The sequence below is a fragment of the Corallococcus sp. EGB genome (genome assembly GCF_019968905.1).
In the GTDB taxonomy this organism is placed as follows: Bacteria; Myxococcota; Myxococcia; order Myxococcales; family Myxococcaceae; genus Corallococcus.
The window spans coordinates 3,272,617-3,289,467 of sequence record NZ_CP079946.1 but is presented as its reverse complement, the minus strand read 5'-3'; the positions used below and the strand labels follow the sequence as shown (position 1 = coordinate 3,289,467).

At 70.2% G+C, this 16,851-nt stretch carries 1 protein-coding gene (only partly in view); it reads left to right on the top strand.

The genetic code is table 11. The features are described 5' to 3' along the window. The first annotated feature begins 94 nt into the window (after positions 1-94). Positions 95-16,851, top strand: the 5' portion of a protein-coding gene (locus KYK13_RS13920) for a non-ribosomal peptide synthetase (protein ID WP_223644875.1). 12,589 nt of this gene lie beyond the right edge of the window; the window shows 16,757 of its 29,346 coding nt (coding positions 1-16,757); the start codon lies at positions 95-97; its stop codon lies off the right edge, out of view.

The window sequence follows — 16,851 nt, the reverse complement described above, 5'->3', positions numbered from 1 at the left end:
AATTCAGTATCACCAGCAGTCCGAGTTCTCACGAGCCCCTCCGACCCGGGTGGTGCTCGTGCGCAATGGCATCCCCGAGTGCGGAGTACACGAGATGAGCCAGGAGCTGTCGAAGCGGATCGCGAACCTCTCACCGGAGAAGCGCGCCGAGTTGCTCAAGAAGATGGCCGCGCAGAAGGCCACCGCCGGCACTTCCGCCCAGGGCCTCATCCCGGTGCAGGACCGCTCGCGTCCCCTGCCCCTCGCCTTCGCCCAGCAGCGCCTCTGGTTCATTGACCAGCTTCAGCCCGGCACCTCGCTCTACAACGTGCCCATGGCCGTGCGCCTGGAAGGCCCGCTCGACGTGGCCCTCCTGGAGCGCGCGCTGCGCGAAGTGGTGCGCCGTCACGAGGTGCTGCGCACCACCTTCCGCGAAGATGCTTCCGGGCCCGTGCAGGTGGTGTCCCCGGAGCCGGTGCTCACCCTGGAGCGCAAGGACGTCTCGGGCTCGCCTCCGGAAGAAGCGTGGCGTCTGGCACGTGAGGCCGCCGCTCAGCCCTTCGACCTCGCGAAGGGGCCGCTGCTGCGCGCGCAACTGCTGACGTCCTCGCCGACGGAGCACCTGCTCGTCGTGGTGGTGCACCACATCGTCTCCGACGGTTGGTCCATGACGCTGCTGGTGCGCGAGGTGGCGCTCGCCTACGGCGCTCTCGCTCGGGGCCAGGCCGTGCCCCTGCCTCCGCTGGCCGTGCAGTACGCGGACTTCGCCGTCTGGCAGCGCGAGTGGCTGCAGGGGCCCCGGCTGGAGAAGCAACTTGATTACTGGAAGCGCCAGCTGGCCGGCGTGCCCTCCGCCCTGGAGTTGCCCACGGACTTCCCTCGCCCCGCCACGCGCGACGGGCGAGGCGCACGCCATGACGTGCTGCTGCCTCGCGAGTTGACGGACTCACTGAAGGCACTCGCCCAGCAGGAGGGCGCATCCCTCTACATGGCGCTGCTGACGGGCTGGCAGGTGCTGATGGCCCGCTACTCCGGCCAGGACGACGTCACCGTCGGCTCCCCCATGGCGGGCCGCACTCGCGGCGAGGTGGAGGGCCTCATCGGCCTCTTCGTCAACGCCCAGGTGCTTCGCACTCGCGTCACGGGCAGCTCCTCCTTCCGCACCCTGCTGCGGCAGGTGCGCGAGACGGTGCTCGCCGCCCAGGAGCACCAGGAGCTCCCCATCGAGCGCCTCGTGGAGGAGTTGAAGCCCGAGCGCATTCCGGGCCGCACTCCCTTCTTCCAGGTGATGCTCACCTACCAGGCCTCCTTCCGCGCCTCCTCCTCCATCGAGGGCGTCAAGATGGAGGCACTCGAGCTCGACACCTTCGCCGCCAAGTTCGACCTCACACTCCAGGTGCTCGAGTCCGACGCCGGCCTCAAGGGCTACCTCGAGTACACGACCGACATCTTCACCCCCTCCACCGCCGCTCGCATGGCCGAGCACCTCCGCGTGCTTCTGGAAGAAGCAGTCATGCAGCCTGACGCGCAGGTCTCGTCGCTGCAGTTGCTCGCGGGAGAGGAACGCGAGCAGGTGCTGGTGGAGTGGAACGCCACGCGGGCGCCGTTCCCCGAGGCGTGCATGCACTCGCTCTTCGAGGCGCAGGTGCACCGCGCTCCCGACACCGTGGCGGCTGTCTTCGAGGGGACGCAGTTGACGTACGCGCAGCTGGACGCGCGCGCCAATCAGCTCGCCCATGCCCTGCGCCGTCGCGGCGTGGGCCCGGAGGTCCGCGTCGCACTCAGTGTCGAGCGCTCCCTCGATATCGTCATCGGCCTCCTTGGCATCCTCAAGGCCGGTGGTGCCTGGGTGCCCGTGGATCCGCTCCTGCCCCGGGAGCGCCTGGCCTTCATGCTGGAGGACAGCGCCGCGCAGGTGCTCGTTACCCAGCAGGCACTGGTGGACCGGTTCCCGGAGGCACTGCATACCCGTGCCCTCTGCCTTGATACGGAGCGCGACGCTCTCGCTGCTGAGCAGGCAGATGCACCCGTGACGGGCGTGACGCCGGCGAACCTGGCGTACCTGCTCTACACGTCGGGCAGCACGGGGACGCCCAAGGGTACGGCGGTGCAGCACCGCAGCGTCGCCAACCTCGTCACCCACGAGGCGGTGGCGTACGGCATCGGCCCGGGCAGCCGCGTGCTTCAGTTCGCCAGCCTCAGCTTCGACCTCTCGGTGGAGGAGATTTTCACCACGCTCTGCAACGGCGCCACGCTGGTGCTCGCGCCGCTGGAGAAGTTGATGCCGGGCGCCCCGCTGCCCGTGCTGCTGCGGGAGCAGGAGTTGAGTGTCGTCAGCCTCACGCCGGCCGCGCTGGCTGCGACGTCCCCTGAAGGACTGCCCAAGGTGCGCACCGTCATCTCTGGCGGTGAGGCCCTGCCCGCGGACGTCGTCGCTCGCTGGGCGCCGGGGCGCCGCCTGCTCAACACCTACGGCCCTACTGAGGCCACCGTCATCGCCACCTTCGGCGAGGTGGTGGCGGATGGGAACGTGCCGTCCATCGGCAAGCCACTGGCGAACGTGCGCGCCTACGTCCTCGACCCGCACGGGCAGCCCGTGCCCGTCGGCGTGCGTGGTGAGTTGCACATTGGCGGCGTGGGCGTGGCGCGTGGGTATGCGGGACGGCCGGGCCTCACTGCCGAGCGCTTCATTCCGGACCCTTTCTCCTCTACTCCGGGCGAGCGCCTCTACCGCACGGGCGACGTGGTGCGCTGGCGCGCGGATGGCCAGCTGGACTTCGTCGGCCGCATCGACGCCCAGGTGAAGGTGCGCGGCTTCCGCATCGAGCTGGGCGAAGTCGAGAACGCCCTGCGCTCCGCCCCTGCCGTGAAGGACGCCGTCGTCATCGCCCGTGAGGACTCCCCGGGCGACAAGCGCCTCGTCGCCTACGTCGTCGGGGACGCCCTCGACGTCACGGCCCTGCGCTCCCACCTCAAGCAGCACCTGCCCGAGTACATGGTGCCCGCCGCCTTCGTCTCCCTGGAGACGCTGCCTCTGACGGCCAACGGCAAGGTGGACCGCAAGGCCCTTCCTGCTTCGGACGCGAGCATGCTTCGCGCCTCGAATGCTTACGAGGCTCCCTCGACTCCGCTGGAGGAGAAGCTCGCGGCCCTCTGGAGCGAAGTGCTTCGCGTGCCCACCGTGGGCCGCACCGACAACTTCTTCGAGCTGGGAGGCCACTCCCTGCTGGCCACGCAGTTGGTGGCCCGCGTGCGCGCCGCGCTCGACGTGGAACTGCCCCTCCGCGCCCTCTTCGAGGCCCCCACCATCGCGAGCCTCGCTGAACGCCTCCAGCGCGCCGCGACCGGCTCGCGTCTGCCATCCCTGACGCGCACCTGCACCGAAGGCCCCCTGCCGCTCTCGTTCGCGCAGCAGCGCCTCTGGTTCCTCGATCAGCTGACTCCAGACGACGCCTCGTACAACCTCCCCGTCGCGCTGCGCCTCATCGGGCGCCTGAACGTGGAGGCCCTTCGTCGCGCCTTCGAGGCACTCGTGGCCCGCCACGAAGCGCTGCGCACCACCTTCTTCGAGGAGGAGGGCCAGCCCTTCCAGCGCATCCATGCTCCGGCCGCCTGGGCGCTCCCCGTGGAAGACCTCTCTTCGCTTGACGAGTCCGCGCGCGAAGCGGAGACGCTGCGCCTTGCCACCCGTGAGGCCCGGCAGCCCTTCCATCTGGTCCAGGGGCCCCTGCTGCGCACTGCCCTCCTCAAGCTTTCGGAAGAGTCCCACGTCCTCCTCGCGACGATGCACCACATCGTCTCCGACGGCTGGTCCATGGGCGTCCTCATCCGCGAGCTGGCGAGCCTCTATGCGTCCTTCAATGCGGGACAGGCGCCATCGCTCGCACCACTGCCGGTGCGGTACGCGGACTTCGCGCTCTGGCAGCGTCAGTGGCTCCAGGGCGAGACGCTGGAGTCCCAGCTCGGCTACTGGAAGCAGCAGCTGTCCGGTGCGCCCGCCGCCCTGGAGCTGCCCACGGACCGGCCGCGTCCTCCCGTGCAGTCCCGCCGCGGGGCCACCCTGCCCGTCCACTTCCCTTCGGAGCTGACGGACTCGCTTCGCAGCCTCGCTCAGCGCGAGGGCGCCACGCCCTTCATGCTGCTGCTCTCCGCCTTCCAACTCCTCCTCTCCCGCTACTCCGGCCAGGACGACATCAGCGTCGGCTCCCCCATCGCCGGCCGCACCCACTCCGAGGCCGAAGGCCTCATCGGCTTCTTCGTCAACACCCTCGTCCTGCGCGCCCACGTGCGCCCCGAGGACTCCTTCCGTCAGCTGCTCTCCCAGGTGAAGGCCACCACTCTGGCCGCCTACGAGCACCAGCACGTCCCCTTCGAGAAGCTCGTCGAAGTCCTCCAGCCCTCGCGTGACTTGAGCCGCAGCCCTCTCTTCCAAGTCATGCTCGTCCTGCAGAATGCCCCCGCCGAGGCCCTGCGCGTGCCCGGCTTGGCCTTCCAGCCTCTTCCCCTCGAGGGCAACTCCTCCCGCTTCGATTTGGCACTCACCCTCTTCGAAGTCCCCCACGGCCTCTCCGGCTTCCTCGAGTACAGCTCCGACCTCTTCGACGCCTCCTCCGTCCAGCGCCTCATGGCGCACTTCCGCGTCCTCCTCTCCTCCCTCGCCGCGACACCCGACGCCCGTGTCTCCTCGCTGGAGATTTTGAGCGCCGAGGAGCGACGCCAGCTGCTCGTCGAGTGGAATCAGACGGACGTCGCCTTCCCTCGCGACACCTGCATCCACCACGTCGTCGCGGAGCAGGCCCGTCGCGCTCCTGACGCCCTCGCCGTGCGCATGGGTGAGCGCAGCGTCTCCTACGCTCACCTCGACGCCTGGGCGCATGCGCTTGCTGTCCAGTTGCATGCAGCTGGCGTCACTCGCGGCGGCCGCGTCGCCGTCCTCGCCGAGCGCTCGCCCGAGTTGGTGGCCGGCCTGCTGGCCGTCCTCAAGGTGGGCGCCGCCTACGTCCCCGTCTCTCCCGGCGTCCCGCCGGAGCGCCTCTCCTTCATGCTGGAGGACTCCGCTGCTTCCGTCCTCCTCACCCAGCAGCACCTGCGCGACTCGCTGCCCTCTCTCTCGACGCGCGTCATCTCTCTGGAAGGAGAGTCCGTCGCATCTCATTCACTCCCGGTGGCCTCCGTGGGCCCGGAGGATTTGGCCTACGTCATCTACACCTCCGGCAGCACCGGCCGTCCCAAGGGCGTCGCCGTCCACCACCGCGCGTTGATGAATCTCGTCTCCTGGCACCAGCGCACCTATTCGCTCTCGCCCCAGGACTCCACTGCCCTCACCGCCGGCGTCGCCTTCGACGCCTCCACCTGGGAGGTGTGGCCCTCGCTCGCCTCCGGCGCCTGCCTCGTCATTCCTCCCGACGCCGTGCGTGCGGAGCCCTCTCAACTGCTGCGGTGGCTGGCCCGCGAAGCCATCACCACCTGCTTCATGCCGACACCCCTGGCCGAGGCCGTCCTGCGCGAAGCGTGGCCTCGCCCCATCGCCCTGCGCGCCCTGCTGACGGGCGGGGACGCCCTCCACCACGGCCCTCCTCCCTCCGTGCCCGCCTCCCTCTTCAACCACTACGGGCCCACCGAAAGCACCGTCGTCGCCACCTTCTCCCCCGTCTCGCACGACGACGGCACCCGGCCTCCCATCGGCCGCCCCATCGACAACACCCGCACCTACGTCCTCGACTCGCACCTCCAGCCCGTGCCCGTGGGTGTCCCCGGTGAGCTCTTCCTCGCCAGTGAGGGCCTCGCCTGGGGCTACCTCGGCCAGCCCGCACTGAGTGCCGAGCGCTTCATCCCCAATCCCTTCTCCTCCACCCCGGGCGCTCGCCTCTACCGCACCGGCGACGTCGTGCGCTGGCGCGCCGACGGCCAGCTGGACTACCTCCAGCGCCTCGACTTCCAGGTGAAGGTGCGCGGCTTCCGCATCGAGCTGGGCGAAATCGAAGCCTCGCTGCTTTCCCACGCCTCCGTGCACGAGGCCGTCGTCCTCGCTCGTGAGGACGTCCCAGGGGACAAGCGCCTCGTCGCCTACGTCGTGCCCTCACAGGGCCAGCAGTTGGACACCCACTCACTGCGCGCATTCCTCAAGGAACGGCTGCCCGAGTACATGGTGCCCGCGGCCTTCGTCCTCCTGGACGCGCTCCCCCTCAATGCCAACGGCAAGGTGGACCGCAAGGCCCTTCCCATCCCGGATGTCTCTCCCCTCGCGGACTTCGTCGCGCCTCGGAATGCCGCTGAAGAGAAGCTCGCGGACATCTTCGGCCATGTCCTTCGCCGGGAGCGCGTCAGCATCCACGACGACTTCTTCTCGCTCGGCGGCCACTCCCTGCTGGCCACCCAGCTCGTCTCCCGCATCCGCGCTGCTTTCGATGCGGAATTGCCCCTTCGTGCCCTCTTCGAGGCCCCCACCGTCGCTGCCCTCGCCGAGCGCCTGAGCACCGCCACCACGGGCTCCCGCCTCCCACCGCTTCCCGCCGCCACCCACGAAGGCCCGCCGCCCCTCTCCTTCGCCCAGCAGCGACTGTGGCTGCTGGATCAGCTCCAGCCGGGCAGCGCCGCTTACAACATCCCCGCCGCCCTCCGCCTGAAGGGCCACGTGGACGTCGAGTCCCTGCGCCGTGCCTTCGAGAATTTGGTTGCCCGGCATGAGACGCTGCGCACCACCTTCTTCCAGCACCAGGGCCAGCCCGCGCAGCGCATCCATCTGCACACGACGTGGACGCTGCCCGTGCTCGACGTGTCCCCCCTGCCGGAGTCCCAGCGGGAAGGTGAGGCTCGCCGGCTCGCGAACCAGGAGGCCCGTCAGCCGTTCGACCTGGAGGCCGGTCCCCTTCTGCGTACGTCGCTGGTGCGCCTGGGCGCCGAAGAGCACCTGCTCCTCGTGACGATGCACCACATCGTGTCCGACGGCTGGTCCATGAGCGTCCTCGTGCGTGAACTCACCGCGCTATACGCGGCGTTCCACGCGGGTCAGTTGCCCACGCTCGCGCCGCTGCCGGTGCAGTACGCGGACTTCGCGGTCTGGCAGCGGGCATGGCTCCAGGGCGAGACGCTGGAGACGCAGCTCGGCTACTGGAAGGAGAAGCTCGCCGGTGCGCCTGCCGCGCTGGATCTGCCCACGGACCGTCCGCGCCCTCCCGTGCAGTCGCATCGGGGCGCCACGCTGGACGTGCGTGTTCCCCCCCGCCTCACGGAGGCCCTCAAGGCCCTGGCCCAGAAGGAAGGCGCCACGCCCTTCATGTTGTTGCTCGCGGCCTGGCAGGTGCTCCTGTCCCGCTACTCCGGTCAGGACGACATCAGCGTGGGGACGCCCATCGCGGGTCGCACGCAGGCAGAGACCGAAGGACTCATCGGCTTCTTCGTCAACACGCTGGTGCTGCGCGCCCACGTCCAGCCGCGGTCGACCTTCCGCGAGTTCCTGGCCCAGGTGCGAGGCACGACCCTCGCGGCCTACGAGCACCAGCACGTGCCGTTCGAAAAGCTGGTGGAGACCCTCCAGCCCGTGCGCGACCTGAGCCGCAGCGCGCTCTTCCAGGCGATGTTCTCCCTGCAGAACACGCCCATGGAAGCCTTGCGCGTGCCAGGACTGTCGTTCGAGCAGCTTCCGCTCGAAGCGAACTCCGCGAAGTTCGACATGACGCTGACGCTGCAGGACTCGCCCCAGGGCTTCGTGGGCGTCCTGGAGTACAGCAGCGATCTCTTCGACGCGTCGACCGTGCAGCGCATGGTGGGCCACCTGGGCGTGCTGCTGGAGGCCATCGCCGCGCAGCCGGACTCGACGCTCGCGAGCCTGCCCCTGCTCACCCCGCCGGAGCGCCAGCAGCTCCTCGTTGACTGGAACGGCCCCCGCGCGGAGTTCCCTCGCGACCTCTGCGTCCATGACGCCTTCGCCGCCCAGGCCCTTCGGACTCCCGACGCCCTGGCCGTCCTCTGCCGGGAGGAGCAGCTCACCTTCCGGGAGTTGGACGCCCGCGCCAATCAGCTCGCCCACCGGTTGGTGCAGCTGGGCGTCGGCCCCGACGTGCGCGCCGTGCTGTGCGTGGAGCGCTCCGTGGAGGCCCTCGTCGGCATCCTCGGCATCCTCAAGGCCGGTGGCGCCTACGTCCCCATCGACCCCAGCTACCCGCGCGAGTGGCTCGCCCACGTCCTCGCCGACACGGGCGCCCCCGTGGTGCTCACCCAGCAGCGCCTGCGCGACTCCCTGCCTCCCCACTCCGCGCACACCCTCTGCCTGGACTCCGACGCGGACTCGCTTTCCGTTGAGCCCTCCCATGCGCCCGTGACATCCGTCACGCCCGAGCACCTCGCCTACATCATCTACACCTCCGGCAGCACCGGCCGTCCCAAGGGCGTGATGATTCAGCACCGCTCCGTGCTGAACCTGCGCACCGCCCTCGCCTCCACCGTCCACGCGGAGGCCCAGCCCGCGGAGCGCGTCAGCGTCAACGCACCCCTCTCCTTCGACGCCTCCGTCAAGCAGCTCATCCAGGTGCTCGACGGCCATCCCCTCTGCATCGTCCCCGACGAAGCCCGCGCGGACGTCGGTGAGCTGGTGAAGCGCATCGCCCAGGACTCGCTCGACGTCCTCGACTGCTCTCCCGCGCACCTGCGTCTGCTGGTGGATGAGGGCCTGCTGGAGCGCACCGCCATCCCCCGCCGCGTCCTCGTCGGAGGGGAAGCGGTTGACCCCGCCACCTGGCGCACCCTCGCCCAGGCTCCTCGTCCCCGCGTCTTCAACGTCTACGGCCCCACCGAGTGCACCGTCGACGCCACCGCCTGCGCCTTCGCGGACTCCCCCAGCCCCACCATCGGCAAGCCCCTGCCCAACGTCCGCGTCTACGTGCTGGACAAGACGCTGCGCCCGGTGCCCGTCGGTGTCGCCGGCGAGCTCTTCATCGGCGGCGAGGGCGTGGCCCGTGGCTACCTCAACCGCCCCGAGTTGACGGCGGACCGCTTCATCCCCGATGCCTTCGCCTCCACCCCGGGCGCCCGCCTTTACCGCACGGGCGACGTGGTGCGCTGGCGCGCGGACGGGATGCTCGACTACCTGGGCCGCGCCGACTTCCAGGTGAAGGTCCGTGGCTTCCGCATCGAGCTGGGCGAAATCGAAGCCACCCTCCTCAAGCATCCCCAGGTGCACGCCACCGTGGTGCTGGCGCGCGAGGACGTGCCTGGCGACAAGCGGCTCGTCGCCTACGTGGTGCCTCCGGAAGGCACGTCTCCCGCCCCTACGCCTGAGTCCCTCCGGGATTGGCTCAAGCAGTTCCTGCCCGAGCACATGCGCCCCTCCGCGCTCCTCGTGCTGGAGGCGCTGCCGCTCAACACCAACGGCAAGGTGGACCGCAAGGCCCTGCCCGCGCCGCAGGGCACCGCGCTCGCATCCACCTTCGTCGCGCCGCGCAGCGCCACCGAGGAGCAGCTCGCGGCCCTCTTCACGCAGGTGCTGCGGGTGGAGCGCGTGGGCATCCACGACGACTTCTTCGCGCTGGGAGGCCATTCGCTGCTGGCCACCCAGCTCGTCTCCCGCGTGCGCGCCGCCTTCCGTGTGGAGCTACCGCTCCGAGCCCTGTTCGAAGCGCCCACGGTGGCCGCGCTCGCCGAACGCCTCCAGGCCCAGACTCCGAGCCTCCGCCTTCCTCCGCTCACCCGGACCCATGCGGAGGGCCCGCAGCCGCTCTCCTTCGCTCAGCAGCGCCTCTGGTTCCTGGATCAGCTCACGCCGGGCGATGCGTCCTACAACATCCCCACCGCGCTCCGTCTGACAGGTCAGGTGGACGTGGAGGCGCTGCGCCGCGCCTTTGAAGCGCTGGTCGCTCGCCACGACGCCCTGCGCACCACCTTCCGCGAGTTCCAGGGGCAGGCCGCCCAGCACGTCCACGCACCCGGCACGTGGGCGCTGCATCTCGTGGACCTGTCCGCGATGCCCGAAGCGCAGCGCGAGGCCGAAGCGCAGCGGACGGTCGAAGCGGATGCGCGGCAGCCATTCGATCTGCGCGACGGCCCGCTGCTGCGCACCGCGCTCGTGCGGTTGGCAGCCGAAGAGCACCTGCTGCTCGTGACGATGCACCACATCGTCTCCGACGGTTGGTCCATGGGCGTGCTCGTCCGCGAGCTGGTGGCCTTCTACGAGGCCTTCACTCAGGGCATCGCGCCGGACCTGGCGCCGCTGCCCGTGCAGTACACGGACTTCGCGACGTGGCAGCGCGACTGGCTCCAGGGCGAGACGCTGGAGACGCAGCTGGGTTACTGGAAGCAGCAACTCGCGGGGGCTCCGGCCACGTTGGAGCTGCCCACGGATCATCCGCGTCCGGCCATCCAGTCCCACGCGGGTGCGAATCACGCCGTGAGGATTCCCCAGGCGACGTCCGACGCGCTCAAGGCCCTGGCCCAGCGCGAGGGCACCACGCCCTTCATGGTGCTGCTCGCGGCCTGGCAGGTGCTCCTGTCGCGTTACTCCGCGCAGGACGACCTCACCGTGGGCTCGCCCATCGCGGGCCGCACGCAGGCGGAGACGGAGGGGCTCATCGGCTTCTTCGTCAACACGCTGGTGCTGCGCGCGCGCCTGGAGCCCCAGGTGTCCTTCCGCGAGCTGCTGACCCAGGTGCGCGCCACGACCCTCGCGGCGTACGAGCACCAGCACGTGCCCTTCGAGAAGCTGGTGGAAGTGCTCCAGCCCGTGCGGGACACGAGCCGCAGCCCGCTCTTCCAGGTGATGTTCGTCCTCCAGAACGCACCCGGCGAAGCGCTGCGCGTTCCGGGCCTCACCTTCCGGCCGGTCATCGCCGAAGGCCACTCCGCCAAGTTCGATCTCACCCTGACGTTGCAGGACTCGCCGCAGGGGTTCACCGGCTGGATGGAGTACAGCACCGCCCTCTTCGAGCGGAGCACCATCGAGCGGATGGCGCGCCACCTGCGCACGCTGTTGGAGGCCGTGGCCGCACAGCCCGAGCAGCCCGTGACCGAGCTGTCCCTCCTCTCCAGCGAGGAGCGGCAGCGTATCCTCGTGGAGTGGAACCACACGGCCGCTGTCAGCCCGACGGATGTCCCCGTCCACGTCCACTTCGCCCGGCAGGCTCAGCGCACACCCGACTCGGTGGCCCTGGTGCTGGGGGATGATTCGCTGACGTATGCGCAGCTGGATTCACGTGCGAACCAGCTGGCCCACCACCTGTGTGCTTTGGGCATCGCACCGGGTGCACGCGTCGGTCTCGCTGTCGAACGGTCCTTCGAGTTGGTGACGGCGCTCCTCGCCATCCTCAAGGCAGGCGCGGCCTTCGTGCCCGTGGACCGCAACGCGCCGGTGGAGCGAATCGCCGCGATGCTGGAGGACGCCGACGTCGGCGTGGTGCTCACGCACCAGCCCTTCGCGTCGCTGCTGCCCGCCACCGGCACTCGCGTCTGGTTGGATGACCAGGCCGCGGAGATTGCCGCGCGGCCCACGCATGCGCCCGACGTCCGCGGGGACGGTGAAGCCCTCGCCTACGTCATGTTCACCTCGGGCTCCACCGGCCGCCCCAAGGGCGTCTGCGTGCCTCACCGGGGCATTACACGCCTCGTGCTCGGCAGCACCTTCATGCGCTTCGGGCCCGAGGAAGTCTGGCTGCAATTCGCTCCGGTTGCCTTCGACGCCTCCACGCTCGAAATCTGGGGCGCGCTGCTGCACGGCGCCAAGCTCGTCCTCGCCCCGCCCCACTCCCTCTCCCTGGAGGAATTGGCCGCCCTGCTGCGCCACCACCGCGTGACGTCCCTCTGGCTCACCGCAGCCCTCTTCGAGCAGATGGCCCTCCACCAGGCGGAGTCCCTCGCAGGCGTGCGCCAGGTTCTCGCCGGTGGCGACGTGCTGCCCGCCTCCCGCGTGCGCGAGCACCTCGCCCGCCTCCCCGAAGGCTCCACCTTCATCAACGGCTACGGCCCCACGGAGAACACCACCTTCTCCACCACCCTCCCCCTGCGGCATGACTCCCGCGTGGAAGGCGCCATTCCCATTGGCCGGCCCCTCTCCAACTCCACCATCTACGTGCTCGACGCTTCCCTCCACCCGGTGCCCACCGGTGTCGCGGGTGAGGTGTATGTCGGTGGACAGGGCCTCGCCTGGGGTTACCTCCACCGGCCGGAGCTCACCGCGGAGCGCTTCCTCCCGCACCCGTTCGCCTCCTCCCCGGGCGAGCGCCTCTACCGCACGGGTGACAAGGCCCGCTGGAAGGAGGACGGCACCATCGACTTCCTGGGCCGCGTCGACTTCCAGGTGAAGGTGCGTGGCTTCCGCATTGAGTTGGGCGAAATCGAAGCCGCCCTGCGTGCCTTCGACGGCGTCAATGAGGCCGTCGTCGTGGCCCGAGGCACGGATGCGGACAAGCGTCTCGTCGGCTACGTCACCGCACGCGACGGCAGCGCCTTGGACGCGGATGCGCTCAAGGCAAGCCTCAAGCAGCGGCTGCCGGAGTACATGGTTCCGTCGGCCCTCTTGGTGCTGGAAGCCCTGCCTCTCAATGCCAACGGCAAGGTGGACAGAAAGGCCCTGCCCGAGCCCGACGAGACTTCGCACGCCGTCGCCTACGTCGCGCCGAGCACCGCCACCGAGAAGCAGTTGGCCGCCCTCTTCGCGGAAGTCCTCCGCGTGGAGCGCGTCGGTCTCCACGATGACTTCTTCGCGCTCGGCGGTCACTCGCTCCTGGCCACCCAGCTCGTCTCGCGCGTGCGGGCCACGCTCGGTCTGGAGCTGCCGCTGCGGGCGCTCTTCGATGCACCGACCGTGAGCGCCCTCGCGCGGAAGCTCACGGAGGCCCGGCCCGCGGCGGTCCGGGGGACGCCTGTGCTCCGGCCCGCATCACGGTCGGGAGCCATGCCGCTCTCCTTCGCCCAGCAGCGCCTCTGGTTCCTGGATCAGCTCACGCCGGGGGATGCGTCGTACAACATCCCGTCGGCGCTCCGGCTGAAGGGACCGGTGGACGTAGAGTCGCTACGGCGCGCCTTCGAGTCCCTGATCGCCCGTCACGAATCCCTGCGCACCACCTTCCACGAGAAGGACGGACAGGCCACGCAGCAAATCCACGCGCCGGGTGCGTGGACTCTGCCTCGCGTGGACCTGAGCTCGCTGCCCGACGTGCAGCGCGAAGCCGAGGCCCAGCGCCGGATCACCCGCGAAGCGAACCAGCCCTTCCACCTGGAGCGAGGGCCGCTCCTGCGCACGACCCTGGTGCGGCTGGGCGAGGAGGACCACCTGTTGCTGGTGACGATGCACCACATCGTCTCCGACGGCTGGTCCATGGGCGTGCTCGTCCGTGAGCTGGTGACCCTCTACGAGGCCTTCAGCGCCGGCCAGACGCCCACGCTCGCCCCGCTGCCGGTGCAGTACGCGGACTTCGCGGAGCGGCAGCGCCAGTGGCTCCAGGGGGAGACGCTGGACGCGCAGCTGGGCTACTGGAAGCACCAGCTCGCGGGGGCCGCGTTCGCGCTGGAGCTGCCGACCGACCATCCGCGTCCGGCCATCCAGTCCCACCAGGGCGCGGCCATCCCCGTCCAGATTCCCCAGGCGACGTCCGACGCGCTCAAGGCCCTGGCCCAGCGCGAGGGCGCCACGCCCTTCATGGTGTTGCTCGCGGCGTTCCAGGTGCTGCTGTCGCGCTACTCCGCGCAGGACGACCTCACCGTGGGCTCGCCCATCGCGGGCCGCACGCAGGCGGAGACAGAGGGGCTCATCGGATTCTTCGTCAACACGCTGGTGTTGCGCGCGCGCGTGACGCCGGAGGACTCCTTCAAGACGCTGCTGGCCCAGGTGCGGAGCACGACGCTGGCGGCCTATGAGCATCAGCACCTGCCGTTCGAGAAGCTGGTGGAGGCCCTCCAGCCCGTTCGGGATGCGAGCCGCAGCCCGCTGTTCCAGGTGATGTTCGCCCTCCAGAACGCCCCCGCCGGGGACCTGCGCGTTCGCGGCCTCACCTTCCAGCAGGTGTTCGCCGAAGGGCGCGCCGCCAAGTTCGACCTCAACCTGGGAATGCAGGACTCGCCCCAGGGCTTCGTGGGTTCGCTCGAGTACAGCACCGCCCTCTTCAAGCGGAGCACGATGGAGCGGATGGCCCGCCATCTGCTCTCGCTGCTGGAGGCCGTGGTCGCGAAGCCCGAGCAGCCCGTGGCGGAGCTGTCCCTCCTCTCCAGCGAGGAGCGGCAGCGCATCCTCGTGGAGTGGAACGACACCACCGTCGCCAGCCCCACGGACATCCCTGTCCACGCCCACTTCGCCCGTCATGCGCGGCACACGCCGGAGGCCGTCGCCCTGGTCATGGGGGACGCGACCCTGACCTATGCCCAGTTGGACGCGCGCGCGAACCAGCTGGCCCACCACCTGCTCGGGCTCGGGATGGCTCCGGGTGCGCGCGTGGGGCTCGCCGTCGAGCGGTCCTTCGACCTGGTGGCGGCGCTCCTCGCCATCCTCAAGGTGGGTGCCACCTACGTCCCCGTGGACCGCAACGCCCCGGTGGAACGCATCGCCTCGCTGCTGGAGGATGCGGACGTCGACGTCGTCATCACCCACCAGCCCTTCGCCTCCCTGCTGCCCGCCACCGGCACGCGCGTCTGGCTGGACGCGCAGCGCGACGTCATCGCCACGCGGCCCACGCACGCCCCGGACGTCCGCGTGGACGGCGAGGCCATGGCGTACGTCATGTTCACCTCCGGCAGCACCGGCCGCCCCAAGGGCGTCTGTGTGCCGCACCGGGGCATCACCCGCATGGTGCTCGGTGGCACATTCATGCACGCCGGGCCGGAGGAGGTCTGGCTCCACGCCGCGCCCATCGCCTTCGACGCGTCCACGCTCGAAATCTGGGGCGCGCTGCTGAATGGCTCGAAGCTCGTCCTCGCTCCGCCCCACTCCTTCTCGCTGGAGGAGCTGGCCGCCCTGCTGCGCCAGCACCAGGTGAGCACGCTGTTCCTCACGACGGCGCTCTTCGAGCAGATGGCCCTGCACCAGGGCGAGGCGCTCGCGGGCGTGCGTCAGATCCTCTCCGGTGGCGACGTGGCGCCCGCGGACCGCGTGCGCGAGCACCTCGCCCGCCTCCCGGAAGGCGCCACCTTCGTCAACGCCTACGGCCCCACGGAGAACACGACCCTCTCCACCACCTTCACCCTGCGTCACGGCGCGAGCGTGGACGGCGCCATCCCCATTGGCCGGCCGCTCTCCAACTCCACGGTCTACGTGCTCGACACGCGCCTGCAACCGGTGCCCGTGGGCATCGCGGGCGAGCTCTTCGTCGGCGGCCCGGGCCTCGCCTGGGGCTACCTGCACCGGCCGGAGCTGACCGCGGAGCGCTTCCTCCCGCACCCGTTCACCTCCACTCCGGGCGAGCGCCTCTACCGCACGGGTGACCAGGCCCGCTGGAGGGAGGACGGCACGCTCGACTTCCTGGGCCGCGTCGACTTCCAGGTGAAGGTGCGTGGCTTCCGCATCGAGCTGGGCGAAATCGAGACCGCGCTGCGCGCGGCCACCGGCGTCAACGAAGCGGTCGTCGTGGCCCGGGGTACCGGCGCGGACAAGCGCCTCGTCGGCTACGTCACCGCGGGCGCGGGCCATGCGCCAACCCCTGACGCGCTCAGGGCCAGCCTCAAGCAGCGGCTGCCGGAGTACATGGTGCCGTCGGCCTTCGTGGTGCTGGACGCGCTGCCGCTCAACGCCAATGGCAAGGTGGACCGCAAGGCCTTGCCGGAGCCTGGAAACACGCCTCGGAGCTCCGCCTACGTCCCGCCGCGCACGCCCACCGAGGCCCAGCTCGCGGGCCTCTTCGCCGAGGTCCTCCGCGTGGAGCGGGTGGGCCTCCACGATGACTTCTTCGCGTTGGGCGGACACTCGCTGCTGGCCACCCAGCTCGTCTCGCGCGTGCGGTCCACCTTCCGCGTGGAGCTGCCGCTGCGAGTCCTCTTCGAGGCGCCCACCGTCGAGGCACTGGCGCCGAAGCTCGTGGAGGCCCGGTCCGCCGCGCTGCGGGGGCCGCCGCTGCGGCCCATGTCGCGCGAAGGCGCCATTCCGCTGTCCTTCGCCCAGCAGCGCCTCTGGCTGCTGGATCAGCTCCAGCCGGGAGACATCTCGTACAACATCCCCACCGCGCTGCGGCTGACGGGCCAGGTGGACATGGAGGCGTTGCGCCGCGCCTTCGAAGCGCTGGTGGAGCGCCACGAGTCCCTGCGCACCACGCTCTCCACGGCCGAGGAGGAACCTGCGCAATGCATCCAGGAGCCCTCGCGTTGGGAGCTGCCCCTCATCGACCTGACGTCGCTGCCCGAGTCGCAGCGCGAGGAAGAAGCCCAGCGCGCGGCGGTCACGGAGGCCCGGCGTCCCTTCCATCTCTCCACGGGTCCGCTGCTGCGCAGCACCGTGGTGAGGTTGGGGCAGGACTTGCACCTGTTGTTGCTGACGATGCACCACATCGTCTCCGACGGCTGGTCGATGGGCATCCTGGTCCGCGAGGTGGCGGCGTTCTACGAGGCCTTCAGCACCGGTCGGCCGGCCTCCCTTCCGCCGCTGCCCATGCAGTACGCGGACTTCGCGATGTGGCAGCGAGGCTGGCTCCAGGGCGAGGCCCTGGACGCGCAGCTGGGTTATTGGAAGCAGCAGCTCGCGGGGGCGCCGTCCGCGCTGGACCTGCCCACGGACCGTCCGCGTCCGCCGGTGCAGTCACGCCGGGGCGCGACCGTGGACGTGCGAGTCCCGGCGCAGGTCTCCGAGTCCCTCAAGGCCCTGGCCCAGCAGGAGGGCGCCACGCCCTTCATGCTGCTGCTCGCGGCCTGGCAGTTGCTGTTGTCGCGCTACTCTGGCCAGGACGACATCAACGTGGGCACGCCCAT